The sequence below is a fragment of the Streptomyces sp. NPDC002845 genome, assembly GCF_053591955.1.
On sequence record NZ_JBSFUU010000004.1, the window covers coordinates 39,900 to 66,379 of the forward strand.

Annotated in this window: 21 protein-coding genes and 1 tRNA gene; 21 read left to right on the top strand and 1 reads right to left on the bottom strand. The window is 70.3% G+C overall.

What is annotated here, in order from left to right; all coding sequences use genetic code 11:
- Nucleotides 1–88 precede the first annotated feature (88 nt).
- The 16 genes from ACWD3C_RS03750 to ACWD3C_RS03825 all read left to right on the top strand — a co-directional run bounded on the left by ACWD3C_RS03750 (nucleotide 89) and on the right by ACWD3C_RS03825 (nucleotide 17,378).
- Complete coding sequence (locus ACWD3C_RS03750; protein ID WP_451139699.1) at nucleotides 89–640, top strand: septum formation initiator family protein; 552 nt, start codon at nucleotides 89–91, stop codon at nucleotides 638–640.
- Nucleotides 637–2,613 (top strand): peptidoglycan D,D-transpeptidase FtsI family protein, encoded by a 1,977-nt coding sequence (locus tag ACWD3C_RS03755; protein ID WP_451139701.1) that lies wholly within the window; start codon nucleotides 637–639, stop codon nucleotides 2,611–2,613. Before ACWD3C_RS03750 ends, ACWD3C_RS03755 begins: the two co-directional genes overlap by 4 nt.
- Before the next feature lie 105 nt (nucleotides 2,614–2,718).
- Nucleotides 2,719–4,395 carry a UDP-N-acetylmuramoyl-L-alanyl-D-glutamate--2,6-diaminopimelate ligase gene (locus ACWD3C_RS03760; RefSeq protein ID WP_451139703.1) on the top strand — a complete coding sequence of 559 codons (1,677 nt, stop codon included), beginning with the start codon at nucleotides 2,719–2,721 and terminating at the stop codon, nucleotides 4,393–4,395.
- A 4-nt stretch (nucleotides 4,396–4,399) separates the two neighbouring features.
- On the top strand, nucleotides 4,400–5,821 hold the full coding sequence (locus ACWD3C_RS03765) for a UDP-N-acetylmuramoyl-tripeptide--D-alanyl-D-alanine ligase (protein ID WP_451139705.1): 1,422 nt from the start codon (nucleotides 4,400–4,402) through the stop codon (nucleotides 5,819–5,821).
- Nucleotides 5,821–6,912, top strand: coding sequence for a phospho-N-acetylmuramoyl-pentapeptide-transferase (mraY, locus tag ACWD3C_RS03770; protein WP_451140023.1), 1,092 nt, complete (start codon nucleotides 5,821–5,823; stop codon nucleotides 6,910–6,912). Before ACWD3C_RS03765 ends, mraY begins: the two co-directional genes overlap by 1 nt.
- On the top strand, nucleotides 6,894–8,342 hold the full coding sequence (murD, locus tag ACWD3C_RS03775) for a UDP-N-acetylmuramoyl-L-alanine--D-glutamate ligase (RefSeq protein WP_451139707.1): 1,449 nt from the start codon (nucleotides 6,894–6,896) through the stop codon (nucleotides 8,340–8,342). The genes mraY and murD overlap by 19 nt, the downstream gene beginning before the upstream one ends.
- 120 nt (nucleotides 8,343–8,462) lie before the next feature.
- Nucleotides 8,463–9,803 carry a putative lipid II flippase FtsW gene (ftsW, locus tag ACWD3C_RS03780; protein WP_451139709.1) on the top strand — a complete coding sequence of 447 codons (1,341 nt, stop codon included), beginning with the start codon at nucleotides 8,463–8,465 and terminating at the stop codon, nucleotides 9,801–9,803.
- A gap of 6 nt (nucleotides 9,804–9,809) precedes the next feature.
- Nucleotides 9,810–10,904 (top strand): undecaprenyldiphospho-muramoylpentapeptide beta-N-acetylglucosaminyltransferase, encoded by a 1,095-nt coding sequence (murG, locus tag ACWD3C_RS03785; protein WP_451139711.1) that lies wholly within the window; start codon nucleotides 9,810–9,812, stop codon nucleotides 10,902–10,904.
- Between the two features lie 137 nt (nucleotides 10,905–11,041).
- Nucleotides 11,042–11,857: a cell division protein FtsQ/DivIB gene (locus ACWD3C_RS03790; protein WP_451139713.1), complete on the top strand. Its 816-nt coding sequence runs from the start codon at nucleotides 11,042–11,044 to the stop codon at nucleotides 11,855–11,857.
- A 276-nt stretch (nucleotides 11,858–12,133) separates the two neighbouring features.
- On the top strand, nucleotides 12,134–13,327 hold the full coding sequence (ftsZ, locus tag ACWD3C_RS03795) for a cell division protein FtsZ (RefSeq protein ID WP_451139715.1): 1,194 nt from the start codon (nucleotides 12,134–12,136) through the stop codon (nucleotides 13,325–13,327).
- The gene (gene pgeF / locus ACWD3C_RS03800; protein ID WP_451139717.1) at nucleotides 13,324–14,058 is read left to right on the top strand and encodes a peptidoglycan editing factor PgeF; all 735 of its coding nucleotides are present in this window, start codon (nucleotides 13,324–13,326) and stop codon (nucleotides 14,056–14,058) included. The genes ftsZ and pgeF overlap by 4 nt, the downstream gene beginning before the upstream one ends.
- Before the next feature lie 6 nt (nucleotides 14,059–14,064).
- Nucleotides 14,065–14,784 carry a YggS family pyridoxal phosphate-dependent enzyme gene (locus ACWD3C_RS03805; protein ID WP_451139719.1) on the top strand — a complete coding sequence of 240 codons (720 nt, stop codon included), beginning with the start codon at nucleotides 14,065–14,067 and terminating at the stop codon, nucleotides 14,782–14,784.
- Nucleotides 14,785–14,914: 130 nt separating this feature from the next.
- Complete coding sequence (locus tag ACWD3C_RS03810; protein ID WP_451139721.1) at nucleotides 14,915–15,547, top strand: cell division protein SepF; 633 nt, start codon at nucleotides 14,915–14,917, stop codon at nucleotides 15,545–15,547.
- 52 nt (nucleotides 15,548–15,599) lie between these two features.
- Nucleotides 15,600–15,890, top strand: a complete 291-nt coding sequence (locus ACWD3C_RS03815; RefSeq protein ID WP_451139723.1) for a YggT family protein — start codon at nucleotides 15,600–15,602, stop codon at nucleotides 15,888–15,890.
- A gap of 52 nt (nucleotides 15,891–15,942) precedes the next feature.
- Nucleotides 15,943–17,136 carry a DivIVA domain-containing protein gene (locus tag ACWD3C_RS03820; RefSeq protein ID WP_451139725.1) on the top strand — a complete coding sequence of 398 codons (1,194 nt, stop codon included), beginning with the start codon at nucleotides 15,943–15,945 and terminating at the stop codon, nucleotides 17,134–17,136.
- Between the two features lie 167 nt (nucleotides 17,137–17,303).
- Nucleotides 17,304–17,378 (top strand) — tRNA-Leu (locus ACWD3C_RS03825).
- Nucleotides 17,379–17,469: 91 nt separating this feature from the next.
- Here the strand turns inward: ACWD3C_RS03825 and ileS are convergent.
- Nucleotides 17,470–20,664 (bottom strand): isoleucine--tRNA ligase, encoded by a 3,195-nt coding sequence (gene ileS / locus ACWD3C_RS03830; RefSeq protein ID WP_451139727.1) that lies wholly within the window; start codon nucleotides 20,662–20,664, stop codon nucleotides 17,470–17,472.
- Between the two features lie 648 nt (nucleotides 20,665–21,312).
- Here ileS and ACWD3C_RS03835 point away from each other — a divergent pair.
- The 5 genes from ACWD3C_RS03835 (at nucleotide 21,313) to ACWD3C_RS03855 (ending at nucleotide 26,477) form a co-directional block, all read left to right on the top strand.
- The gene (locus tag ACWD3C_RS03835; RefSeq protein WP_451139729.1) at nucleotides 21,313–23,280 is read left to right on the top strand and encodes a TraR/DksA C4-type zinc finger protein; all 1,968 of its coding nucleotides are present in this window, start codon (nucleotides 21,313–21,315) and stop codon (nucleotides 23,278–23,280) included.
- Nucleotides 23,281–23,358: 78 nt separating this feature from the next.
- Nucleotides 23,359–24,111, top strand: coding sequence for a signal peptidase II (gene lspA, locus ACWD3C_RS03840; protein WP_451139731.1), 753 nt, complete (start codon nucleotides 23,359–23,361; stop codon nucleotides 24,109–24,111).
- Nucleotides 24,112–24,194: 83 nt separating this feature from the next.
- The gene (locus tag ACWD3C_RS03845; RefSeq protein WP_451139733.1) at nucleotides 24,195–25,139 is read left to right on the top strand and encodes an RluA family pseudouridine synthase; all 945 of its coding nucleotides are present in this window, start codon (nucleotides 24,195–24,197) and stop codon (nucleotides 25,137–25,139) included.
- Nucleotides 25,136–25,603, top strand: coding sequence for a GNAT family N-acetyltransferase (locus tag ACWD3C_RS03850; RefSeq protein WP_451139735.1), 468 nt, complete (start codon nucleotides 25,136–25,138; stop codon nucleotides 25,601–25,603). The genes ACWD3C_RS03845 and ACWD3C_RS03850 overlap by 4 nt, the downstream gene beginning before the upstream one ends.
- Nucleotides 25,604–25,736: 133 nt before the next feature.
- On the top strand, nucleotides 25,737–26,477 hold the full coding sequence (locus tag ACWD3C_RS03855) for an SDR family NAD(P)-dependent oxidoreductase (protein WP_451139737.1): 741 nt from the start codon (nucleotides 25,737–25,739) through the stop codon (nucleotides 26,475–26,477).
- The last annotated feature ends 3 nt before the right edge of the window (nucleotides 26,478–26,480 follow it).

Below are 26,480 nucleotides of genomic sequence, written 5' to 3' on the forward strand. Positions count from 1 at the left end.
AGGCGGTCTTATGAAGGCGAGGCGGTCTTATGAAGGACGCGAAGGGGACGGCGAGTGAGCCGGAAACTCCAACTCGCAGGGAGGGCGCGTGAGTAGGAAACCCGAACTGAGGGGGCGGGCCGCCCGCCTCGCACGGCTCATCCCCACGGGCCGGAGCCAGGGCCAGGCCGCCCGCACCCCCTTCGTCCTCCTCGTCGTGACCCTCCTGGGCGGCGGTCTCATCGGCCTCCTCGTGCTGAACTCGGCGCTCAGCGAAGGCTCGTTCAAACTCGGCGACCTGCAGAAGGAGACGAAGAGCCTCACCGACGAGGAACAGGCCCTCCAGCGGGACGTGGACGCCTACTCGGCCCCCGACGCCCTCCAGCGCCGCGCCCGCGAACTCGGCATGGTCCCCGGCGGCGACCCCGCCTTCCTCGACCCCGACGGCACCGTCAAGGGCGTCCCCGGAGCCGCAGCCCAGCAGTCCTCGGCGCGCGTCCCCCTCGTCCTCGCCCCGGAGGCGATCGAAGCCGAGCCGTACGCGAGCCCCAGCCCCACCCCCACGCCTACACCCACCCCCACGCCGTCGGCCCCACCGGCACAGCCACAGGCCCCCGCGGCCACCCCCTCCCCTCAGCCTCCTACGACCCCCGGCAGGTGACCGAAGTGGTCGATGACTTCGGCAGGCAACCGCCGCGCCGCCGCGTACCCGGCCCCGCCCGGCCCGGACGCCCGAGTGCCCGGCGCCGCCCGGGAGGCCCCGGTGCCCGCCCCGAGCGCCGCCCGGGCCCCGCTCCCCGGCCCCCGGCCGCGCGCACCATCCGCCTCGGCAGTCCGCGCCCCCGGCTGCGCATGGTGAGCCTCGCGCTGACGCTGGTGCTGATCGCCTTCGTCGTACGGCTGTTCCAGGTGCAGGCCGTCGACGCGAGCACGTACACCGCCATGGCCGAGAAGGACCGGTACGTCGGCCACGTCCTGGCCGCCGAGCGCGGCGGGATCACCGACCGCAACGGCGTGGCCCTCGCGACCAGCGTCGACGCCAACGACATCACGGCCGACCCGACGCTGTTCACGCGCGAGGCGACGGGGATCGACGACGCCCCCGAGCAGGCGGCCGCGCTCCTCGCGCCGATCCTGGGCCAGGACCAGGAGACGATCGCCAAGAGGCTCAGGACGAAGAACACCCAGTACGTCCTGCTCGCCCGCCGCCAGGTCCCGCAGGTCTGGAACCAGATCAAGGACCTGAAGAGCACGCTCGGCGAGAAGGCGGCGAGCGACAAGAACGCCGTCAACGTGCTCGCGGGCGTCTTCCAGGACCCCAGCAGCAAGCGCGTGTACCCCAACGGCGACCTGGCCGCCGGGATACTGGGCTGGGTCAACGCCGAGGGCAAGGGCGGCGGCGGCCTGGAACAGCAGCTGGAAGAGGAGCTGGCCGGCGAGGACGGCGAGATCCGCTACGCCCAGTCCGGCGGCCGTCAGGTGCCCACCGCGGGCTCCACCGAGACGCCCGCCGTGGCCGGCTCCGACATCGAGCTGACCATCGACCGCGACATCCAGTGGGCCGCGCAGAACGCCATCGCCGAGCAGGTCGAGAAGTCCAAGGCGGACCGCGGCTACGTGATAGTGCAGGACACGCGGACCGGCGAGATCCTCGCCATGGCCAACTCGCCCGGCTTCGACCCCAACGACCTCTCCCGGGCGAACGCGAACGCCATGGGCAACGCGGCCCTCCAGGACGCCTACGAGCCCGGCTCCACCGCCAAGGTCATGTCGATGGCCGCCGTACTGGAGGAGAACGTCGCCGCGCCCGGCACCCACGTGACGGTGCCCAACCGGCTGCACCGCGGCGACCGGCTCTTCAAGGACGACATCGACCACCCGACCTGGTACCTGACGCTCAACGGCGTCCTCGCCAAGTCCAGCAACATCGGCACCATCCTGGCCACCGGCCAGCTCGGCAAGACGCAGCAGGAGGCCAACCGGGTCCTGTACTCGTATCTGCGCAAGTTCGGCCTCGGCAGCTACTCCGGGCTCGGCTTCCCCGGCGAGACCAAGGGCATCCTCGCGCCCCCGGGCCAGTGGTCGACTTCGCAGCAGTTCACGATCCCCTTCGGCCAGGGCGTGTCCGTCAACGCCCTGCAGGCGGCCTCCGTGTACTCGACGATCGCCAACGGCGGCGTACGGATCGAGCCCACCCTCGTCCGCGGCGGCAAGGGACCGGACGGACGCTTCACCCCCGCCCCGGAGCCCGAGAAGACCAGGGTCGTGAGCGAGAAGACGGCGAAGACCCTCGCCCAGATGCTGGAGTCGGTCGTGGACGACGAGGAGGGCACGGGCACCAAGGCGCGCATCCCCGGCTACCGGGTGGCGGGCAAGACGGGTACGGCCAACCGCGTCGATCCGGCCACCGGCAGGTACCGCGGCTACACGTCCTCGTTCGCCGGGTTCGCGCCCGCGGACAACCCGCGTGTCACCGTCTACTGCGCGATCCAGAACGCCACGACGGGCAGCTACTTCGGCGGCCAGATCTGCGGCCCCATCTACAAGGAGGTCATGGCGTTCGCTCTGAAGACCCTCCAGGTCCCGCCCACCGGGGCCAAGGCCCCCAACCTGCCCGTCACCTTCAAGCCCTGACGGGCCCGGCGGCAGCACGCCCGACAGGGCATGCCCGACCTGCACGTCCCCGAGGGCACTCCCTACAGCACGGAAACAGCACGGAAAGCAGGTTGGAACCAGCTCGTGAGAACGATCACTCCCGACTCCGGGAACCACGGCTCGCCGCACGCCCCGCAGCGCCCCTCGCTTCGCTCCGACGGGGGTACGCCCGGTACGCTCACCGCCGTGCCACACGCCGATCAGTCCCAAACCGCCCAGAAGGGCCATCCCGTGACATTTCCCGGGCCGCCCCGACCGGTTCACGTCTCCGCCACACCTCTCGCGGAACTAGCCGGTCAGCTGGGCATCGCACCGTCGGAGAGCCCGGACGGCATCGCCGAGGTCACGGGCATCACCCACGACTCGCGCGCCGTGCACCCCGGTGACCTGTACGCCGCCCTGCCCGGCGCCCGGCTCCACGGCGCCGACTTCGCCAACCAGGCGGCCGGCCTCGGCGCCGTCGCCGTACTGACCGACCCGACGGGCGCCGGGCGCGCCGCCGCCACCGGGCTCCCCGTCCTCGTCGTAGAGAACCCGCGGGGCAGGATGGGCGAGCTGGCAGCCACGATCTACGGCCGCCCCGGGCGCGACCTGCTCCAGATCGGCATCACCGGCACCTCCGGCAAGACGACGACGGCGTACCTCATCGAGGGCGGCCTGAAGACGGTCCGCTCCACCGGACTCATCGGTACGGTCGAGATGCGCATCGGCGACGAACGCATCAAGTCCGAGCGCACCACCCCCGAGGCCACCGACCTCCAGGCCCTGTTCGCGGTCATGCGCGAGCGCGGGGTGGAGGCGGTCGCCATGGAGGTCTCCAGCCACGCCCTGGTCCTCGGCCGCGTCGACGGCTGCGTGTTCGACATCGGCGTCTTCACCAACCTCAGCCCGGAGCACATGGAGTTCCACTCCGACATGGAGGACTACTTCCGGGCCAAGGCGCGGCTGTTCACGCCCGAACGCAGCAGGCTCGGCGTGGTCAACCTCGACGACGAGTACGGCCGCAGGCTCACCAAGGAAGCCGGCGTCCCCGTCGTCACCTTCTCCGCCGAGGGCCACCCGGACGCCGACTGGCGCGCCGAGGACGTCCAGGTCGGGCCCATGGACTCGACGTTCACCGTGATCGGCCCCAAGGGCGAGCGGATCGCCGCCACGTCGCCGCTCGCGGGCCCCTTCAACGTCGCCAACACCCTCGCCGCGATCGTCTCCCTCGCCGCCGCGGGGCTCGACCCGCAGGCCGCAGCCGACGGCATCGCCGCGGTGCCGGGTGTGCCGGGCCGCCTGGAGCGCGTGGACGCCGGGCAGCCGTATCTCGCGGTCGTCGACTACGCCCACAAGACCGACGCGGTCGAATCCGTGCTCCGGGCCCTGCGCAAGGTCACCGAGGGCAAGCTGCACATCGTGCTCGGCTGCGGCGGCGACCGGGACAGGACCAAGCGGATGCCGATGGGCGCCGCCGCCGCCCGGCTCGCCGACACCGCCGTACTGACCTCCGACAACCCCCGCTCCGAGGACCCCCTCGCGATCCTCGCCACCATGCTCGCCGGTGCCGCCGACGTGCCCGCGCACGAGCGTGGCGAGGTCCAGGTCTTCGAGGACCGGGCGGCCGCCATCGCCGCCGCCGTCGCCCGCGCGCGGCCCGGGGACACCGTGCTGGTCGCGGGCAAGGGCCATGAGCAGGGCCAGGACATCGCCGGGGTGGTGCGTCCCTTCGACGACCGCCAGGTGCTTCGCGAAGCTATCCAGAAGACCCAGGGATGAACTTGTGATCGCCCTCTCTCTCGCCGAGATCGCAGAAGTCGTCGGCGGGCAGACGCACGACATACCGGATCCGTCCGCCCGGGTCACCGGGCCGGTCGTCCGGGACTCCCGCGAGGCGGGCCCCGGCAGCCTCTTCGTCGCCTTCGCCGGTGAGCGCGTGGACGGCCACGACTTCGCGCACGCGGTCGTCGAGGCGGGCGCGGCAGCCGTGCTGGCCGCCCGCCCCGTCGGTGTGCCCGCGATCGTCGTGGACGACGTCCAGACGGCCCTCGGCGCCCTCGCCCGCCACGTGGTCCAGAAGCTCGGCACGACCCTCGTCGCCCTCACCGGTTCCGCGGGCAAGACCAGCACCAAGGACCTCGTCGCCCAGGTCCTCCAGCGCAAGGCGCCCACCGTGTGGACGCCCGGCTCCCTGAACAACGAGATCGGGCTGCCGCTCACCGCGCTCAGCACCACCGAGGAAACCCGCTTCCTCGTCCTGGAGATGGGCGCCCGCGGACTCGGCCACATCCGGTACCTCACGGACCTGACCCCGCCGAAGATCGGCCTGGTCCTCAACGTCGGCACCGCCCACATCGGCGAGTTCGGCGGCCGGGAACAGATCGCCCTGGCCAAGGGGGAGTTGGTCGAGGCGCTGCCCGAAGAGGGCACCGCGATCCTCAACGCCGACGACGCCCTCGTACGCGCCATGGCATCCCGTACGAAGGCGAAGGTGATCCTTTTCGGAGAGTCCGGCGAAGCGGACGTACGCGCCGAGAACGTGAGACTCACGGACAGCGGACAGCCGGCCTTCCTGCTTCACACACCCTCCGGGTGCAGCGATGTGACCATGCGCCTGTACGGTGAGCACCACGTGTCGAACGCGCTCGCCGCGGCCGCCGTCGCCCATGAGCTGGGCATGTCCGCGGAAGAGATCGCCACCGCGCTCTCCGAGGCGGGCTCCCTCTCCCGCTGGCGGATGGAGGTCACCGAGCGCCCGGACGGCGTGACGATCGTCAACGACGCCTACAACGCCAACCCCGAGTCCATGCGGGCCGCCCTGCGCGCGCTGGCCGCCATGGGCGAAGCCTCACGGGCACAAGGGGGTCGGACGTGGGCGGTGCTCGGCAAGATGGCCGAGCTCGGGGACGAGGCGCTCGCCGAGCACGACGCGGTCGGACGGCTCGCCGTCCGGCTCAACGTCAGCAAGCTCGTCGCGGTCGGGGGCAGGGAAGCGTCCTGGCTGCAACTGGGCGCATATAACGAGGGTTCGTGGGGTGAGGAGTCGGTGCACGTGTCCGACGCACAGGCGGCGGTCGACCTGTTGCGCAGTCAGTTGCGCCCGGGAGACGTCGTACTCGTGAAGGCGTCCAGGTCGGTCGGGCTCGAGAGTGTGGCGCAGGCGCTGCTGGACAGTGGTGTCGAGGGTGAGGTTGCCGCCCGATGATGAAGCAGATCCTGTTCGCGGGCGTCATTGGCCTCTTCCTGACGCTGATCGGCACCCCGCTGCTGATCAAGCTGCTCGCCCGCAAGGGCTACGGCCAGTACATCCGCGACGACGGCCCGCGCGAGCACCACGCCAAGCGCGGTACGCCGACGATGGGCGGTATCGCCTTCATCCTGGCGACGATCGCGGCGTACTTCCTGGCCAAGGTGATCACGGTCTACCTGGACGGCGAGGCCGACGCGGCGCCGACCTTCTCGGGTGTGCTGGTGCTGGGCCTGATGGCGGGCATGGGCCTGGTCGGCTTCCTGGACGACTACATCAAGATCGTCAAACGCCGCTCGCTCGGTCTGCGGGCGAAGGCGAAGATGGCCGGCCAGCTGACCGGCGGTATCGCCTTCGCGGTGCTCTCGCTGCAGTTCGCGGACAACCGCGGCAACACCCCGGCCTCCACCAAGCTCTCCTTCGTGCAGGACTTCGGCTGGTCCATCGGCCCGGTGCTGTTCGTGGTCTGGGCGCTGTTCATGATCCTCGCCATGTCGAACGGCGTGAACCTGACGGACGGGCTGGACGGACTCGCCACCGGCGCCTCCGTGCTGGTCTTCGGCGCCTACACCTTCATCGGCGTCTGGCAGTTCCAGGAGTCCTGCGCCAACGCCCAGACGCTGGCCAACCCGACCGCCTGTTACGAGGTACGAGATCCCCTCGACCTCGCGGTCGTCGCCTCGGCGCTGATGGGTGCCTGCCTCGGGTTCCTGTGGTGGAACACGTCGCCCGCGAAGATCTTCATGGGTGACACCGGCTCCCTGGCCCTCGGCGGCGCCCTCGCCGGTCTGGCGATCTGCTCCCGCACCGAGCTGCTGCTCGCGCTCCTCGGCGGCCTGTTCGTCCTGATCACCATGTCGGTCGTCATCCAGGTCGGCTCGTTCCGCCTGACCGGCAAGCGTGTCTTCCGCATGGCGCCGCTCCAGCACCACTTCGAACTCAAGGGGTGGTCCGAAGTCCTTGTCGTGGTCCGGTTCTGGATCATTCAGGGCATCTGTGTGATTGTCGGACTGGGTATCTTCTATGCGGGATGGGCGGCCGACAAGTGACGTCCTGGCAGGGCAGGTCCTGGGAGGGCATGCAGATCACCGTCGCCGGGCTCGGTGTGAGTGGCATCAGCGCCGCCCGCGCCCTGGCCGGCCTCGGCGCGACGGTCACCGTCGTCGACGGCGGTGACTCCGAGGCCCTCCGGGACAAGGCCGCCGCCCTCGAAGGCTCCCTCGACGGCATCGACGTACGGCTCGGCGACGGCGACACCCTCCCCGAGGGCACCGAGCTGGTCGTGACCTCGCCCGGCTGGAAGCCCACGTCGCCGCTGTTCGCCGCGGCCGCCGAGGCGGGCGTGGACGTCGTCGGCGACGTGGAGATCGCCTGGCGGCTCCGAGGCCCCGACGCGGCAGCCTGGCTGGCGGTCACCGGCACCAACGGCAAGACGACCACCACCCAGATGCTCGCCTCGATCCTGCGCGCCGCCGGCCTGCGCACGGCCGCCGTCGGCAACATCGGCACCCCGATCATCGACGTGATCCTGTCCGACGAGCCGTACGACGTCCTGGCCGTCGAACTCTCCAGCTACCAGCTCCACTGGGCGCCCTCCCTGCGCGCCCACTCCGCCGCCGTCCTGAACCTCGCCCCCGACCACCTCGACTGGCACGGCTCCATGGAGGCGTACGCCGCCGACAAGGGCCGTGTCTACGAGGGCAATCGGGTCGCCTGCGTCTACAACGTCGCCGACAAGGCCACCGAGGACCTGGTGCGCGAGGCGGACGTCGAGGAGGGCTGCCGAGCCGTCGGATTCACGCTCGGCACGCCCGCGCCGTCCCAACTCGGCGTCGTGGACGGCATCCTGGTCGACCGCGCCTTCGTGGAGAACCGGCACCAGAACGCCCAGGAACTCGCCGAGGTCTCCGACGTGACCCCTCCGGCCCCGCACAACATCGCCAACGCCCTTGCCGCGGCGGCCCTCGCGCGCGCCTTCGGGGTGCCCGCCACGGCCGTACGGGACGGTCTGCGGAACTTCACCCCGGACGCCCACCGCATCGCGCACGTGGCCGACGTGGACGGGGTCGCGTACGTCGACGACTCCAAGGCGACCAACACCCACGCGGCACAGGCCTCGTTGGCGGCGTACGAGTCGATCGTGTGGATCGCGGGCGGGCTCGCCAAGGGGGCGGTCTTCGACGAGCTGGTCGCCAGGTCGGCACAGCGGCTTCGGGGAGCGGTGCTGATCGGCGCGGACCGCGCGCTGATCCGGGAAGCGCTCGCGCGACACGCGCCGGAGGTGCCCGTCGTCGACCTCGACCGGACCGACACTGGGGCGATGCTCGCGGCCGTCCGGGAGGCGCGGCGGCTCGCCGCCGCGGGCGACACCGTGCTGCTGGCTCCGGCCTGTGCCTCCATGGACATGTTCACCAACTACAACAAGCGCGGAGACGCGTTCGCGGACGCCGTCCGGGAACTCGCCTCCGCGAGCGCCTGACGGCGGGTCCAGGCCGGTCCGGGCGCGCCCGGGACCCTTGGGAGGGACGCGTGACGCCATCGTGCACGGTGCTTCGCGGGCGGCCTTGTGCCGGTGGCACGGCGGGGGAGGGGCGCGCGGATGGTGAGTAGCCGTACCCGCCGGCCGCCCGTCCAGCGCGCCTTCAAGCGGCCCGCCGTCTCCCGCGCGCCGCGCGACAACGCCGTACGGCGGCTCTACGCGCGTGCGCGCAGGGCCTGGGACCGGCCGCTGACCGCGTACTACCTGATCCTGGGCGGCAGCCTGCTGATCACCGTGCTCGGCCTGGTGATGGTCTACTCGGCCTCGCAGATCACGGCGTTGCAGCTGTCGCTGCCGGGGTCGTACTTCTTCCGCAAGCAGTTCCTGGCCGCGGTGATCGGCGGCGCGCTGATGCTGATCGCCGCGCGGATGCCGGTGAAGCTGCACCGGGCTTTGGCGTACCCGATCCTGGCGGGCGCCGTCTTTCTGATGGCCCTGGTACAGGTGCCCGGGATAGGGGTGGCGGTCAACGGCAACCAGAACTGGATCTCGGTCGGCGGCCCCTTCCAGCTCCAGCCCAGCGAGTTCGGCAAGCTCGCCCTGGTGCTGTGGGGCGCCGATCTGCTCGCCCGCAAGCAGGACAAGCGGCTGCTGACCCAGTGGAAGCACATGCTGGTGCCGCTCGTCCCGGTGGCGTTCATGCTGCTCGGGCTCATCATGCTCGGCGGCGACATGGGCACGGCGATCATCCTGACCGCGATCCTGTTCGGGCTGCTGTGGATCGCGGGGGCGCCCACGCGACTGTTCGCGGGCGTGCTGTCGGTGGCCGCGCTGATCGGTGTGTTCCTCATCAAGACCAGCGAGAACCGTATGGCGCGGCTCACCTGCCTCGGCTCCACCGACGCCGACCAGTGCTGGCAGGCCGTGCACGGTCTCTACGCCCTCGCCTCGGGCGGAATCTTTGGCTCCGGCCTCGGCGCCAGTGTGGAAAAATGGGGTCAACTCCCGGAAGCGCACACCGACTTCATCTTCGCCGTCACCGGTGAGGAACTGGGCCTGGCGGGGACGCTGTCGGTGCTCGCCCTCTTCGCGGCTCTAGGCTATGCGGGTATCCGCGTGGCCGGACGCACGGAGGACCCCTTCGTGAGGTATGCCGCGGGAGGCGTGACCACCTGGATCACCGCTCAGGCAGTGATCAACATGGGTGCGGTGCTCGGTCTGCTGCCGATCGCCGGAGTCCCGCTCCCGCTGTTCTCCTACGGGGGATCAGCCCTGCTGCCGACCATGTTCGCCATCGGGCTGCTGATCGCCTTCGCGCGCGACGAGCCCGCTGCGCGGGCGGCGCTTGCGATGCGGCAACCCCGCTTTGGTAGAAAGCGCGGTGGACGCCCTTCGGGGCCCGGCAGATGGAACACGATGCGACGGCGCGCCTCGGCGGCGCGCTCGTCCGGAGAGCGGTGAATTTCGGTGCATGTCGTACTCGCCGGCGGGGGAACCGCAGGCCACATCGAGCCCGCGCTCGCCCTCGCGGACGCCCTGCGCAGGCAGGACCCGACCGTGGGGATCACGGCCCTGGGCACGGAGCGCGGCCTGGAGACCCGGCTCGTGCCGGAGCGCGGGTACGAACTCGCGCTGATCCCCGCCGTACCCCTGCCGCGCAAGCCGACGCCCGAGCTGATCACCGTTCCGGGTCGGCTGCGGGGCACGATCAAGGCGACCGAGCAGATCCTGGAGCGCACCAAGGCGGACGCCGTCGTCGGCTTCGGCGGCTATGTGGCCCTGCCCGGCTACCTCGCCGCCAAGCGCCTGGGCGTGCCGATCATCATCCACGAGGCCAACGCCCGCCCCGGCCTCGCCAACAAGATCGGTTCGCGGTACGCCGCCCAGGTCGCCGTCTCCACGCCCGACAGCAAGCTCCGGGGTGCCCGTTACATCGGCATCCCGCTGCGCCGCTCCATCGCCACCCTGGACCGGGCCGCCAGGCGCGCCGAGGCCCGTGCCGCCTTCGGGCTCGACCTCAATCTGCCGACCCTGCTGGTCTCCGGTGGCTCGCAGGGTGCCCGCCGCCTCAACGAGGTGGTCCAGCAGGTCGCGCCGTACCTCCAGCAGGCCGGCATCCAGATCCTGCACGCGGTCGGCCCGAAGAACGAACTGCCGCAGGTGCAGCAGATGCCGGGAATGCCCCCGTACATCCCGGTACCGTACGTGGACCGGATGGACCTCGCGTACGCCGCGGCCGACATGATGCTCTGCCGCGCGGGCGCGATGACCGTCGCCGAACTCTCCGCCGTCGGGCTCCCGGCCGCGTACGTCCCGCTGCCCATCGGCAACGGCGAACAGCGGCTGAACGCCCAGCCGGTGGTCAAGGCCGGCGGCGGAGTGCTGGTCGACGACGCGGAACTGACGCCCGCCTGGGTCCAGCAGAACGTGCTGCCCGTGCTCGCCGACCCGCACCGGCTGTACCAGATGTCCCGTGCCGCCGCCGAGTTCGGCCGCCGGGACGCCGACGACCTGCTCGTCGGCATGGTGTACGAGGCGATCGCCGCGCGGCACCGCCAGTAACGACCGGCGAGTGAGCCGAAGGGGCGCGCCGGTGCCGAGAGGTCGAGCGCGCAGGCCCGAAGGGCTGAGCGCGGTCGGGCTCTCGGCACCGGCTGGAGCGCCCCGGAGGTGAACCGAGCCAGGAAAAAGGAGGGCGCGTGGCCGGATCGACGACCGCCGAGCGCGGTGCGCACGAGGACCTGGAGTCCGGCCCGCTCCGGCTGCCGCGCCCGGGGCGGCTGCCCGGTCCTCGTACGCTCATCATCCTTGCCGTCGCCGTGGTGTTGCTCGCCGCCGGCTCCCTCTGGGTCCTCTACGGCTCCCAGTGGCTGCGCGTGGAGCGGGTGACGGTCTCGGGGACGGGTGTCCTGACGCCGGCGCAGGTGGAGGAGGCGGCCGACGTACCGCTCGGGGCACCCCTGATTTCCGTCGACACCGATGCGATTGAGGCACGACTGCGTCGGAAATTGCCCCGAATTGACTCGGTTGATGTGGTCCGTTCCTGGCCCCATGGAATCGGGCTGAAAGTGATCGAGCGCACTCCGGTTCTGATTGTCGAAAAGGCCGCAGGTGCAGAAAATGGGGGCAAGTACGTCGAAGTGGACGCCAAGGGCGTGCGATTTGCGACGGTTTCGCAGGCGCCCAAGGGTGTCCCGGCGCTGGAATTGTCGGTGTCCCGGTCGGGTTCGACCGCCGCGAGTCTGCGCCGGTTCGGTGAGGACCGGCTGGTGCGCGAGGCGGTCCGGGTCGCCGGTGCCCTTCCGTCCGCCGTCGCGCGGGACGCCCGGACCGTCAAGGTCCGTTCGTACGACTCCATCTCGCTGGAGTTGAGCGGCGGCCGGACCGTCGTGTGGGGAAGTGCCGAGAAGGGCAGGGCGAAGGCGGCCACGCTCACCGCGCTGATGAAAGCGGCGCCCGGTGCAACGCACTTCGACGTGAGCGTTCCCACCGCCCCTGCGTCATCAGGGAGTTGACGCACATCCGCGCAGGCCAGCACCCTGGTTGGGCACCGCTACGGCTGATCACATAGGGTGAAAAGAAAAACGGGAGGTTCGGCGTGTTCGTTGAACGTGCGCCACTTGTCGACTTAGTGTCCTGTTCAGAAGACTCCAGGGAACAGACATACTGGTAACCCTAAACTTCAGCGTTAGGGTTCGGGTCGGCACTACGGACCGTCCCAATCGGCATCCGTCGTCACCTCGCTCCATCGTGAAGTGGCGACCCGTAAATCGAGGCGAGAGGCCTTCGACGTGGCAGCACCGCAGAACTACCTCGCAGTCATCAAGGTCATCGGTGTCGGCGGCGGTGGTGTCAATGCCATCAACCGAATGATCGAGGTCGGTCTCAAGGGTGTCGAGTTCATCGCGATCAACACCGACGCCCAGGCGCTGTTGATGAGCGACGCCGACGTCAAGCTCGACGTCGGCCGTGAACTCACCCGCGGACTCGGCGCCGGAGCCAACCCGGCCGTCGGCCGCAAGGCCGCCGAGGACCACCGCGAGGAGATCGAGGAGGTCCTCAAGGGGGCCGACATGGTCTTCGTGACGGCCGGTGAAGGCGGCGGCACCGGCACCGGCGGCGCGCCCGTCGTGGCCAACATCGCACGCAACCTCGGCGCCCTCACCATCGGTGTGGTCACCCGCCCGTTCACCTTCGAGGGACGGCGCCGCGCCAACCAGGCCGAGGACGGCATCGCCGAGCTGCGCGACGAGGTCGACACCCTCATCGTCATCCCGAACGACCGGCTGCTGTCCATCTCGGACCGCCAGGTCTCGGTGCTCGACGCCTTCAAGTCCGCCGACCAGGTCCTGCTCTCCGGTGTCCAGGGCATCACCGACCTCATCACCACGCCCGGCCTGATCAACCTCGACTTCGCCGACGTCAAGTCCGTGATGTCCGAGGCCGGTTCCGCCCTCATGGGCATCGGCTCGGCCCGCGGCGACGACCGCGCGGTGGCCGCCGCCGAGATGGCGATCTCCTCGCCGCTCCTCGAAGCCTCCATCGACGGCGCCCGGGGCGTCCTGCTCTCCATCTCCGGCGGTTCCGACCTCGGCCTGTTCGAGATCAACGAGGCCGCGCAGCTGGTCAGCGAGGCCGCGCACCCCGAGGCCAACATCATCTTCGGTGCGGTGATCGACGACGCCCTCGGCGACGAGGTCCGGGTCACGGTCATCGCCGCCGGCTTCGACGGGGGCCAGCCCCCGGCCAAGCGGGACAACATCCTGGGCTCGTCCTCGGCCAAGCGCGAGGACCCCACGCCCGTACGGCCCACCGAGAGCCGCCCCTCCTTCGGCTCGCTCGGCAGCGTCACCCCGCGCGAGGAGACGCCGGAGCCCGCCCCGGAGCCGGCGAACGAACTCCCGGTCGCCCCGCCGGTGCCGCCGTCCCGGTCCTACTCGGACAGTGCGGCCGAGGAACTGGACGTGCCGGACTTCCTCAAGTGATAGGGCAGCGCTCCGGAACGAGCACGAGCGGCGCGCACTTCGCCTTCACCGACCGGTGGGGCGGGGTGAGCGCCGCTCCGTACGAGGAGCTCAACCTTGGCGCGGCGGTCGGCGACGACCCCGACGCCGTACGTACGAACCGGGAGCTGGCGGCCAAGTCGCTGGGACTGGACCCGGCCGACGTGGTCTGGATGAACCAGGTGCACCGGGCGGACGTGGCCGTGGTCGACGGACCGAGGGGCTCCGCCGGCGTCCCGTGCGTCGACGCGGTCGTCACCGCCCGGCGTGGCCTCGCCCTCGCCGTACTCACCGCCGACTGCGTGCCCGTCCTCCTCGCCGATCCGGTCGCCGGAGTGGTGGCCGCCGCCCACGCGGGACGGCCCGGCATGGTCGCCGGGGTCGTCCCCGCCGCTGTACGGACCATGGTGGAACTCGGCGCCGAGCCCTCCCGGATCGTCGCCCGCACCGGGCCCGCGGTGTGCGGCCGGTGTTACGAGGTACCCGAGACGATGCGCGCCGAGGTCGCGACCGTCGAGCCGGTGGCGTACGCCGAGACGAGTTGGGGCACACCTTCCGTCGACGTGAGCGCCGGAGTGCACGCGCAGCTCGATCGGCTCGGGGTGTGCGACCGGGAGCAGTCGCCGGTGTGCACGCTGGAGTCGGCCGACCACTTCTCGTACCGCCGCGACGGCGCCACCGGGCGGCTCGCGGGCTATGTCTGGCTGGACTGATGGGGCATGACGGACCGTAAGGCTCAACTCGCCGGAAATCTGGCGAAGGTGGAGGAACGTATCGCCGCCGCGTGCGTGGCCGCGGGGCGCAAGCGCGACGAGGTGACGCTGATCGTGGTCACCAAGACGTATCCCGCGAGCGATGTGCGCATCCTGTCGGAACTCGGTGTGCGCCACGTCGCCGAGAACAAGGACCAGGACGCGGCACCCAAGGCCGCCGCATGCTCGGATCTGCCGCTTACGTGGCATTTCGTCGGTCAGTTGCAGACCAACAAAGTCCGTTCCGTTGTCGGTTACGCGGATCTTGTGCAGTCCGTCGATCGTTCCAAGCTCGTGGCGGTTCTTTCGAGGGAGGCGGTGCGGGCCGGGCGCGAGGTGGGGTGTCTCCTCCAGGTCGCGCTCGATGTGAAGGAGAGCGGCCGGGGGGTGCGAGGGGGCGTCGGGCCTGGCGGAATCGAAGAGTTGGCCGATCTCGTGGCGAGTTCACCGGGGCTCAGGCTCGACGGGCTGATGACCGTCGCGCCGCTCAGCGGAGCGTACGCGGGGCGCGAACGGGCCGCGTTCGAGCGGTTGATGGATTTGTCGACTGCGCTGCGCAGAGCCCATCCGGCTGCGAACATGGTCTCGGCAGGGATGAGTGCGGACCTCGAACAGGCTGTGGCCGCCGGAGCGACACATGTACGCGTCGGCACCGCGGTACTCGGAGTCCGCCCCAGGCTCGGGTAACGTCGCCAAGAAGTCGGACCACAGCAGAAAATATGGTCATTACCGCTGATAGGCGGGCATAACGACCTCGTGGATCGCGGGCACTTGGTTATTCGTCAGTCGATCCACCACAGAGCGGAGGACTCAGAGCATGGCCGGCGCGATGCGCAAGATGGCGGTCTACCTCGGCCTCGTGGAGGACGATGGGTACGACGGCCGGGGATTCGACCCCGATGACGACTTCGAACCCGAGCTCGACCCGGAGCCCGAGCGGGACCGCCGACGACACGAGCCGGCGCACCAGTCACACCAGCCCCAACGGGACGAATCGGTACGAGCGGTGCAGTCCTCCGTGCAGCGCGAACCGGCAGCGCATTCCGCTTCGCTGTCTGCGGAATCGGTGCGACCCGCCCGGATCGCGCCCGTGGCATCCATCACACCAGAACGTCAGAGCATGGAGAAGAACGCACCGGTGATCATGCCCAAGGTCGTGTCCGAACGAGAGCCTTACCGGATCACCACACTCCACCCCCGGACCTACAACGAGGCCCGTACCATCGGGGAACACTTCCGTGAGGGCACTCCGGTGATCATGAATCTCACTGAGATGGATGACACAGATGCGAAGCGACTTGTCGACTTTGCGGCCGGTTTGGTGTTTGGTCTTCACGGCAGTATTGAGAGGGTGACGCAGAAGGTGTTCCTGTTGTCGCCTGCTAACGTCGATGTCACGGCGGAGGACAAGGCCCGCATCGCAGAGGGCGGGTTCTTCAACCAGAGCTGAGACGAACAACCAGACCGATGTACGGGAAACAGGGGAGAGGGAAGCACGGATCATGAGCGTGGTTTGGCAGGTGCTCTACGTCGCGCTGATGTGTTTCCTCATCGTGCTGATCTTCCGGTTGGTCATGGACTACGTCTTCCAGTTCGCCCGCTCATGGCAACCCGGCAAGGCGATGGTGGTCGTTCTGGAGGCCACCTACACTGTCACTGATCCACCGCTCAAGCTTCTGCGGCGGTTCATCCCGCCGCTACGTCTCGGGGGCGTGGCACTTGACCTGTCCTTCTTCGTATTGATGATCATCGTCTACATCCTCATCTCCATCGTGAACAATCTCGCGAGGTGACTGTGGACGATACGGTCTTGCCGACTGCCGATGACTACGTTGAGGTGAAGAGATGCCGTTGACCCCCGAGGACGTGCGGAACAAGCAGTTCACGACCGTCCGCCTCCGAGAAGGCTATGACGAGGACGAGGTCGATGCCTTCCTCGACGAGGTCGAAGCCGAACTGACGCGCCTGCTGCGCGAGAACGAGGACCTGCGCGCCAAGCTGGCCGCCGCGACCCGTGCCGCCGCGCAGAACCAGCAGAACATGCGCAAGCCGCCGGAGGGGCCCGGTCCTCAGGATCAGCAGCAGGGTGGCATGCAACAGCAGGGTGGCATGCAGCAGCAGGGCATGCGCGGTCCCGGTCAAGGCGGTCCTGTGCCCGCCGGGATATCGGGCCCGCCGCAGCAGCAGATGGGTGGCCCCATGGGTGGTCCGCCCCAGCTGCCCAGCGGTGCTCCGCAGCTGCCGGCCGGTCCTGGCGGCCAGGGCGGTCCGGGAGGCCCGCAGGGTCCCGGTCCGATGGGCCAGGGCGGTCCGATGGGGCAGGGCGGTCCGATGGGCCAGCCTCAGCAGATGGGCCAGCCCCCCATGCAGCAACAGCAGATGGGCGGCCCGATGGGCGGTCCCATGGGCGGCGGCCCCGGCCTGCCCGGTCAGGGCCCTGGTGGCGACAGCGCCGCCCGTGTCCTCTCGCTGGCCCAGCAGACCGCCGACCAGGCGATCGCCGAGGCCCGCTCCGAGGCCAACAAGATCGTCGGCGAGGCCCGCAGCCGCGCCGAGGGTCTGGAGCGCGACGCCCGCGCCAAGGCCGACGCCCTTGAGCGGGACGCGCAGGAGAAGCACCGTGTCGCGATGGGCTCGCTGGAGTCCGCCCGCGCCACGCTGGAGCGCAAGGTCGAGGACCTGCGTGGCTTCGAGCGCGAGTACCGCACCCGCCTGAAGTCCTACCTGGAGTCGCAGCTGCGTCAGCTGGAGACCCAGGCGGACGACTCGCTGGCTCCGCCGCGCACCCCCGCGACCGCGTCGCTTCCGCCGTCCCCGGCGCCCTCCATGGCCCCGGCCGGCGCGAGCGCCCCGTCCTACGGCGGCAACCAGGGGATGGGTGGCGCGCCGAGTCCTGCCGCTCCGTCCTACGGCGGTCAGCAGCAGATGTCTCCGGCCATGACCCAGCCCATGGCCCCGGTCCGCCCGCAGGGCCCGTCCCCCATGGGCCAGGCCCCCTCTCCGATGCGCGGTTTCCTGATCGACGAGGACGACAACTGACGGCCTCTTGTACGCCTCAGGCGTCGGCAGCGTTCAAAGGGCGAGGCCCCGGATTTCTCCGGGGCCTCGCCCCCTTTTACGCGGGTTGATGGCGGTGGAGACGGCGAGGGCCCCGGGAAATTCCGGGGCCGAGCCCAGTGGGCATGGGATAGCGTGCCCGCAGCGCTGGGGTGCGTAGCGCAGTTGGTTGTCGCGCCTCGACAGCATCTAGGAGGACGCCGGTTCGAATCCGGCCCGCCCCAGCGCCTCCGTCGCCTTCCGTGACGCCGAGAGCCCGGACCCTTCACGGGTCCGGGCTCTCGTACGGGCAGTGCTCATGCCTTCAGGCGGTGCTCATGCCTTTCGCAGACGGAATGTCAGCGACAGACCCTCGTCCGTGAACGGGTCCCCGTACGAGTCGTCCGCCTCGCCCTCGGCGAAGTCCGTCGCGAGGACCTCGTCGGCGATGAGGCCGGAGTGGTCGGACAGGGCGGCGACGACCGCCGGGTCCGTGGCCGTCCAGCGCAGCGCGATGCGGTCGGCGACGTCGAGGCCGCTGTTCTTGCGGGCCTCCTGGATCAGGCGGATCGCGTCACGGGCGAGGCCGGCACGGCGCAGCTCCTCGGTGATCTCCAGGTCCAACGCCACCGTGGCACCGGAGTCGGACGCCACCGACCAGCCCTCGCGCGGGGTCTCGGTGATGATCACCTCGTCCGGGGCCAGGGTGACCGTCTCGCCGTCGACCTCGACCGACGCCGTGCCCGCACGCAGGGCCAGGGACAGGGCGGCCGCGTCGGCGCCCGCGATGGCCTTGGCCACGTCCTGGACGCGCTTGCCGAACCGCTTGCCCAGGGCGCGGAAGTTGGCCTTCGCCGTGGTGTCCACCAGGGAGCCGCCGCCCGTTGGACCAACGGAGGAATCTGTGAGGGACGCGAGCGCCTCGACGTTCAGCTCCTCCGTGATCTGCGTGTGCAGTTCGGGGTCGAGCGCGTCGAAGCCCGTCGCCGCGACCAGCGCGCGGGACAGCGGCTGGCGGGTCTTCACACCCGACTCCGCGCGCGTGGCACGGCCGAGCTCCACGAGACGCCGTACGAGCACCATCTGCCTCGACAGCTCCGGGTCGATGGCGGTCAGGTCCGCCTCCGGCCAGGACGACAGGTGTACGGACTCGGGGGCGCCCGGGGTGACCGGCACGACCAGGTCCTGCCAGACCCGCTCGGTGATGAACGGGGTCAGCGGGGCCATCAGCCTCGTGACCGTCTCGACGACCTCGTGCAGGGTACGCAGCGCCGCCTTGTCGCCCTGCCAGAAGCGGCGACGGGACCGGCGTACGTACCAGTTGGACAGATCGTCGACGAACGCCGACAGGAGCTTGCCGGCCCGCTGGGTGTCGTACGCCTCCAGGGACTGGGTCACCTGGTCGGTGAGCGCGTGGAGTTCGGAGAGCAGCCAGCGGTCCAGGACCGGGCGGTCGGCCGGGGCCGGGTCGGCCTCGGACGGCGCCCAGTTCGACGTACGGGCGTACAGGGCCTGGAAGGCGACCGTGTTCCAGTACGTCAGGAGCGTCTTGCGGACGACCTCCTGGATCGTGCCGTGCCCCACACGCCGCGCCGCCCACGGGGAACCGCCGGCCGCCATGAACCAGCGCACCGCGTCCGCGCCGTGCTGATCCATCAGCGGGATCGGCTGCAGGATGTTGCCCAGGTGCTTGGACATCTTGCGGCCGTCCTCGGCGAGGATGTGGCCGAGACAGACGACGTTCTCGTACGACGACTTGTCGAAGACCAGCGTGCCGACGGCCATCAGCGTGTAGAACCAGCCGCGGGTCTGGTCGATGGCCTCGCTGATGAACTGCGCCGGGTAGCGGGACTCGAAGAGCTCCTTGTTCTTGTACGGGTAGCCCCACTGCGCGAATGGCATCGAACCCGAGTCGTACCAGGCGTCGATGACCTCCGGCACGCGCGTGGCCGTCTTGCCGCACCCGTCCTCGGGGCAGGCGAAGGTGACCTCGTCGATGTACGGGCGGTGCGGGTCCAGGCCCGACTGGTCGGTGCCCGTCAACCCGGTGAGCTCCGCGCGGGAGCCGACGCAGGTGAGGTGGTCGTCCTCGCAGCGCCAGATCGGCAGCGGGGTGCCCCAGTAGCGGCTGCGGGACAGCGCCCAGTCGATGTTGTTGTTCAGCCAGTCGCCGAAGCGGCCGTGCTTGACCGTGTCCGGGTACCAGTTGGTCTTCTCGTTCTCCTGGAGGAGGCGGTCCTTGACCGCGGTGGTGCGGATGTACCAGGACGGCTGCGCGTAGTAGAGAAGCGCGGTGTGGCAGCGCCAGCAGTGCGGGTAGCTGTGCTCGTACGGGATGTGCTTGAAGAGCAGACCGCGGTTCTGGAGGTCTTCGGTGAGCTTTTCGTCCGCCTTCTTGAAGAAGACGCCGCCCACGAGCGGGACGTCCTCTGCGAAGGTGCCGTCCGGGCGCACGGGGTTGACCACCGGCAGGCCGTACGCGCGGCAGACCTTGAGGTCGTCCTCACCGAAAGCGGGCGACTGGTGGACCAGACCCGTACCGTCCTCGGTCGTGACGTACTCGGCGTTGACGACGAAATGCGCCTCGGCAGGGCTGTGCTTGTTGGTTCCCTCGCTGACGCTCGGGAACTCCACAAGCTCGAACGGACGTTGATACGTCCAGCGCTCCATCTCGGCGCCGGTGAAGGTCTGGCCGGTGCTCTCCCAGTCCTCGCCGAGCGCCTTGCCGACGAGCGGCTCGGCGACGACGAGCTTCTCCTCGCCGTTCGTCGCGACCACATAGGTGACGTCTGGGTGCGCGGCGACGGCCGTGTTGGACACCAGGGTCCAGGGGGTCGTCGTCCACACCACGAGCGCGGCCTCGCCGGCGAGCGGACCGGAGGTGAGCGGGAAACGGACGTACACCGAGGGATCGACGACCGTCTCGTAGCCCTGCGCCAGCTCGTGGTCGGACAGGCCGGTGCCGCAGCGGGGGCACCAGGGGGCGACGCGGTGGTCCTGGACCAGCAGATCCTTGTTGAAGATCTCCTTGAGCGACCACCAGACGGACTCCACGTACTCGGGGTCCATCGTGACGTAGGCGTCGTCGAGGTCGACCCAGTAGCCCATGCGGTTCGTCAGCGCGGTGAAGGCGTCGGTGTGACGGAGGACGGACTCGCGGCACTTGGCGTTGAACTCGGCGATGCCGTACGCCTCGATGTCCTTCTTGCCGCTGAAGCCGAGCTCCTTCTCGACCGCCAGCTCGACCGGGAGGCCGTGACAGTCCCAGCCGGCCTTGCGGGCCACGTGGTAGCCGCGCATGGTGCGGAAGCGGGGGAAGACGTCCTTGAAGACGCGGGCCTCGATGTGGTGGGCACCCGGCATGCCGTTGGCGGTGGGCGGGCCCTCGTAGAACACCCACTCGGGGCGGCCCTCGGACTGCTCCAGGCTCCTGGCGAAGATCTTCTGCTCGCGCCAGAAGTCGAGCACGGCGTGCTCAAGCGCGGGCAGGTCGACCTGGGCGGGCACCTGGCGGTACGTCGGCGCTGTCATCAGCGAGCTTCCTCCAACGGACTTGCTGCCTTCCGTCGGAGGGACGAGAGCCTTCTTTCTGCCTACGCCGTGTGCGGCGCGCTCCCGCGGTACCACCCTCCTTGGCTCCCCCGTGCGTCGTACGCACCAGCGAGCCCCCTCATTGAGGTCGCGATGCCGGTTCTACTCGCCGGGGCGCATGGGCTTCGGCTTTCTTCCGGCGGCTCCGGGGTGATCTTCACGTCGCGCTCGCCCCCGGGCTTCCACCGTCCCCGGGTCGCTCATGGCTGCGTACGGCGCTACTCGTCCCCATCCGCGCTTTTCGCTCCGCCCAGTGTACGGCGCCGTGGGGACAGCGGCCGACCGGTTTTCCGGCGGCTGCGGGCGGGGGCGGCGGCGAGCTGTCGCGGCTTTGGCGGCGTTGGCGCGGTGACCTGCGGGATGGCCTTCGCGGTGACCCGAATGGCGCGGTCGAGGCGTCCGGATCCTGGGATGCCCGGGTCGGCGGATTACCCGGCGGGGAGCTGGGCACAACGGATGCAAGCTTGGCGCGCTTCACCGCGAGGCGGGCGAATCGGGCGGTGCGCCCCGTTGCCGCCGGACTCAAGTCGATTTATCGTCCCAGCACGATTCGCGAGCAAGATCACAATATGTGAAGGGGCCGCGGCCATGGTGGCGAAGGACATGCGCGGCAAGAAGCGGACGGGGGGCGCGGTCGGCCGCGCCCAGGGGACGGCGAAGCCGGTGAAGACGGTACGGGCGGCTGCCGCCGGGGCGAAGGGGAGCGGTGCGGCTGCCACCGGGGGTGAGGAGGCCCCGGGGGCCGGGGCGGGGGGCGTCGCCGAGGAGCGGGTTGCCGAGAGGACGGTTGCCGAGAAGACGGGGACCAGGAAGACCGTGGCCAAGAAGGCGACGGCCAAGAAGACGGCCGCCAAGAAGACGGCCGCCAAGACCACCGCCCGGAAATCGGCTGCCGCCGAGGTGGCTGCCGAGCGGGGGCCTGCTGTGAAGGCGGAGGGCGAGCGGTCGGCCGCGGCGAAGGCGAAGAAGGGGAGCGCTTCGAAGCGGGCCGCTACAGGGGCGCCTGCCGCGAAGCCCGCGGGGCGGGCCAAGGCGGCGACCGGGAGAGCAGCGGCCAAGAAGACGGCCGGCGCGGAGGCCGTTGGCGAGAGGGCCGGTGGTGGGAAGCGTGGTGCCAAGAAGAGGGCGGTTTCGAAGACGGCTTCCTCGGAGGAGGCGGTTGCGGGGGAGGGGCCCGGGGAGTCCGCAGGCGCGAAGACTGCTGGTGTTGGGACAACTGGTGTGCCGGGCGGGAAGCGTGCTCCCAAGAGGGGGGCTGTTTCGAAGACGACCTCTTCGGAGGAAGCGGTCACGGGGAAGATTCCTGAGGGGGCGGTGGGTGCGAAGGGCGCCGCCGGTGCGGGGACGGGTGGTGGGGACGCCGTCGGCAAGAAAGCCGCCGGTAGGAAACGCGTCGCCAAGAAGGCGGCAACTTCGAGGGCTGCCCCCTCGAAGGCGGTGGTCGAGGAAGGAGGCCCGGAGAAACCGGCGGCCCGGAAGACGGCCCGGACGAAGACAGCGGCGAAGAAGTCGGCCACGAAGAAGACCGGCGGTAAGGCGGCCCGGATGGACGTTGGCGGTATGGCGGCCGGAGTGGAGGGGGGCGGTGCCAAGGCGGTGTCGAAGCGTGGTGGAAAGGCGGTGGCGAAGAAGTCGGCCGTGAAGAGGACGGGCGGTAGGGCGGCCGGGGTGGCAGCTGGTGGTAAGGCCGCCGGAATGGAGGACGGTGCCGAGGCAGTCGCTGTGAGGAGTGGTGCCACGGCGGCGTCGAAGAAGGGCGGAGGGAGGGCGGCCGCGAAGAAGTCGGCTGCGAAGAGGGCCGGCGGTAAGGCAGCCGGAGAGGACGCCGGCGGCAAGGTGGTCGCGGAGGGCGCCGGTGGGGAGGCAGTGGCGGAGAGAGACGGCGTCGCGGCTGTCGTCGGGGGGAGCGGCGCGGATCCGGAGCGGGGTGGGGGGACGGGAGCCGCTGTGGAGGAGAGGGCCGTCGGGCGGGGCGGGAGAAGGAAGAGCACGTCCACGAAGCGTGTGGTCAAGAAGAGCACGGCCAAGAAGGCGGGCGCGGTCGAGGCCGCGGAGATGACGGGAGCCACGACAGTGGTTGCGAAGAAGAGTCCTGGCACGGCCACGGCGGCGAAGAAGCCCACCGCCGTTCCCAAGGCACGAGTCGCCGCGGCGGAGCCCGGCGAGCTCGCGGTGCGCCCCGGTGAAGACCCCTGGACCCCGGAAGAGGTCGAGGAGGCGCGTGCGGAGCTGCAGTCGGAGGCGATGCGGCTGCGGGCCGAGCTCGACGCCTCCGAACGGGCCCTCACGGGCCTGATGCGCGACTCCGGGGACGGCGCGGGCGACGACCAGGCCGACACCGGCACGAAGAACATCACGCGCGAGCACGAGATGGCGCTCGCGCACAACGCGCGCGAGATGCTCGACCAGACCGAGCGCGCCCTGCAACGGCTCGACGCGGGTACCTACGGGCTCTGCGAGAACTGCGGCAACCCCATCGGCAAGGCGCGTATGCAGGCCTTCCCGCGGGCCACCCTGTGCGTCGCGTGCAAGCAGAAGCAGGAACGCCGCTACTGAGTGCCGCCTGAGCACCTGCTCCGCGAGGGTGGTGTCGTACTCTCGTCCTCAGTCAGGCACCTAGGTTGAGGGACTCACGTGGCAGAGGCGGAGCGCATCATCGGTACGCCGGATATCCCAGGGGAGGCGGGGGCCGAGCCGGAGCAGTCCGCGGGTCGCGCGGCTTCGGACGAGCGGTCCGACCCGGCCGCCCCTTCCGCCTCCGGGGACGGGGCTCCGGCGTCCGGAAACGCGTCCAGTAACGGTTCTGCGGTACCCGTTTCCGATTCAAGTTCCGGCTCCGGTTCCGATTCCGGTTCCCCCGAGACCGTGGACGACAGCGAGGGCGCCGCCGAGCGACCCAAGGGCCGGCGGCGCGTCGCCGTGCTGTTCGCGGTCGCCGCGCTGGCGTACGCTCTCGACCTCGTCAGCAAGATCATCGTGGTCGCGAAGCTGGAGCACCACCCCCCGATCGAGATCATCGGGGACTGGCTGAAGTTCGAGGCGATCCGCAACGCGGGCGCGGCCTTCGGCTTCGGCGAGGCGTTCACGGTCATCTTCACGCTGATCGCGGCGGCCGTGATCGTGGTGATCATCCGCCTCGCGCGCAAGCTGTACAGCCTCCCCTGGGCCATCGCGCTCGGCCTGCTGCTCGGCGGTGCGCTGGGCAACCTGACCGACCGGATCTTCCGCTCGCCGGGCGTCTTCGAGGGCGCCGTCGTGGACTTCATCGCGCCCAAGGGCTTCGCGGTCTTCAACCTCGCAGACTCCGCGATCGTCTGCGGCGGCATCCTGATCGTGCTGCTGTCGTTCCGGGGACTCGACCCGGACGGGACCGTCCACAAGGACTGAGCGAGGACTGGCCGAGGCTGAGCGAGGGCCGAGTACCCGGACTTGCGTACGGGGCTGTCGTACCCGTCCTGCATACTCGACGGGTGAGCACGATTCCCGAGATCCGTACCCTGCCCGTGCCCGACGGCCTGGAGGGCGAGCGCGTCGACGCCGCCATCTCCCGCATGTTCGGCTTCTCCCGTACGAAGGCGGCCGAGCTGGCCGGGGCAGGCAAGGTGTTGGTCGACGGCACGGTGGTCGGCAAGTCCGAGCGGGTGCGCGGCGGCTCCTGGCTGGAGGTCGAGATGCCGCAGGCGCCCGCGCCGGTGCAGGTGGTCGCCGAGCCGGTCGAGGGCATGGAGATCGTGCACGACGACGATGACGTGGTCGTGATCGTCAAGCCGGTCGGCGTGGCCGCGCACCCCAGCCCGGGCTGGTCGGGGCCGACCGTCATCGGCGGTCTCGCCGCCGCCGGGTACCGGATCTCCACCTCGGGCGCCGCCGAGCGCCAGGGCATCGTGCACCGGCTCGACGTGGGCACGTCGGGTCTGATGGCGGTGGCCAAGTCGGAGTACGCGTACACGTTCCTGAAGCGCCAGTTCAAGGAGCGTACGGTCGACAAGCGCTACCACGCGCTGGTCCAGGGCCACCCCGACCCGACGAGCGGCACGATCGACGCCCCCATCGGGCGGCACCCGAACCACGACTACAAGTGGGCGGTCACGGCCGACGGCAAGCCCTCGGTCACGCACTACGACCTGGTCGAGGCCTTCCGCGCGGCCTCCCTGCTCGACATCAAGCTGGAGACCGGGCGTACCCACCAGATCCGCGTCCACATGGCCGCCCACCGGCACCCGTGCGTGGGCGATCTGACGTACGGCGCCGACCCGACGCTCGCCAGACGGCTCGGCCTGACCCGCCAGTGGCTGCACGCCGTACGGCTCGGCTTCGAGCACCCCGGCGACGGAGAGTGGGTCGAGTTCGCGAGCGACTACCCCGAGGACCTGCAGAAGGCGCTCGACCAGGTGCGTGAGGAGAGCTGGGCATGAGCTCCGGCCATGTGGTGCGGCTCGCCGAGGACGCCGCCGACCGCGAGGCCTGCCGGGCCGTACGCAAAGAGGTCTTCGTCGTCGAGCAGGGGGTCCCCGAGGAGCTCGAATACGACGTGTACGACGCCGGTGCCGTGCATGTACTGGCCGTGCGGGACGACGGGGTGCCGCTCGGGACCGGGCGGCTCCTGTACGGGGCGGCTGCCGCCGGGAAGACCGGGGGTGACCTGAGCGTCGGGTCCCTGGGGCGGCTCGCTGTCACCAAGTCGGCTCGGGGGCTGGGCCTAGGGGCGGCTCTGGTGCGGGCCCTTGAGGATGCGGCACGCGCGCGTGGGCTGGTGGCGGTGGATCTGCACGCGCAGACGCATGCGATGGGGTTCTACGAGCGGCTGGGGTATGTGGCGTACGGGCCGGAGTTCCCCGATGCCGGGATAGCGCATCGGGCGATGCGCCGCTCTCTTTGAGGGGGTTCTCCCACCCGCGCACCGCCCGTGCTGCTCGGCTACACGTGCTGCTTTCCTGTGGAGGTTGACCGCCGTTGGCGGCTGCGGGAGGCGTTTTCGTTCGTCGTGGGCTGTTCGATCGTACGATCGGATCATGGCTCGCAATGTTGTGATCAGTGGTGGTGGTACGGGGATCGGGCTGGCCGCGGCGCGTGTCTTCGCCGCGGACGGGGATCAGGTCCTGCTGCTCGGGCGGCGGGCCGAGGTGCTGGAGAAGGCCGGGGTGCCGGGTGCGCTGATGTATGCGGCCGATCTCGGGGAGCCCGGGAGCGTGCGGGGGGTCGGTGAGTTCGTGGCCCGTGAGTTCGGGACCGTGGATGTGCTGGTCCACAGTGCCGGGGGAAGCGGGCTGCTGGAGCCGCGGGTCGAGAGCGATGACCCGTTGGAAGTCGTCGCGCACGACTGGGCCGTCAACTTCCGGTTGAACACACTGACCGCGGTGCTGCTCACGACGGTGTTGAGCGATCGGCTGGCCTCGCCCGGTGGGCGGGTGTTGTTCCTCAGCTCGATCGCCGCCTACCGGGGTTCGGGCAGCGGGGCGTACGCCGCCTCCAAGGCCGCGTTGCACCCGTACGCCTTCGATCTGGCGCGGGAGCTGGGGCCGCGCGGGATCACCGTGAACCTGGTGGCGCCCGGCTATGTCGAGGACACCGGGTTCTTCGGCGACGCCATGACCGAGGAGCGGCGCGTGCGGCTCATCGCCGAGACCTCGACCGGGCGGGCCGGCACACCGGGAGACGTCGCCGCGACCCTGCACTGGCTGGCGTCCCCGGGCGCCGGGCACATCACCTCGCAGGTCATTCAGGTCAACGGCGGCGCCGAGCGCGGCCACTGACCG

Excerpts from the sequence above, each read along its gene's own strand:
- ACWD3C_RS03820 (WP_451139725.1), top strand. The coding sequence starts at position 15,943 with ATGCCGTTGACCCCCGAGGACGTGCGGAACAAGCAGTTCACGACCGTC.
- ACWD3C_RS03855 (WP_451139737.1), top strand. The coding sequence starts at position 25,737 with ATGGCTCGCAATGTTGTGATCAGTGGTGGTGGTACGGGGATCGGGCTG.
- ACWD3C_RS03815 (WP_451139723.1), top strand. The coding sequence starts at position 15,600 with ATGAGCGTGGTTTGGCAGGTGCTCTACGTCGCGCTGATGTGTTTCCTC.
- mraY (WP_451140023.1), top strand. The coding sequence starts at position 5,821 with ATGAAGCAGATCCTGTTCGCGGGCGTCATTGGCCTCTTCCTGACGCTG.
- ACWD3C_RS03810 (WP_451139721.1), top strand. The coding sequence starts at position 14,915 with ATGGCCGGCGCGATGCGCAAGATGGCGGTCTACCTCGGCCTCGTGGAG.
- ACWD3C_RS03850 (WP_451139735.1), top strand. The coding sequence starts at position 25,136 with ATGAGCTCCGGCCATGTGGTGCGGCTCGCCGAGGACGCCGCCGACCGC.
- murD (WP_451139707.1), top strand. The coding sequence starts at position 6,894 with ATGGGCGGCCGACAAGTGACGTCCTGGCAGGGCAGGTCCTGGGAGGGC.
- ACWD3C_RS03805 (WP_451139719.1), top strand. The coding sequence starts at position 14,065 with ATGACGGACCGTAAGGCTCAACTCGCCGGAAATCTGGCGAAGGTGGAG.
- ftsW (WP_451139709.1), top strand. The coding sequence starts at position 8,463 with ATGGTGAGTAGCCGTACCCGCCGGCCGCCCGTCCAGCGCGCCTTCAAG.
- ileS (WP_451139727.1), bottom strand. The coding sequence starts at position 20,664 with ATGACAGCGCCGACGTACCGCCAGGTGCCCGCCCAGGTCGACCTGCCC.
- ACWD3C_RS03835 (WP_451139729.1), top strand. The coding sequence starts at position 21,313 with ATGGTGGCGAAGGACATGCGCGGCAAGAAGCGGACGGGGGGCGCGGTC.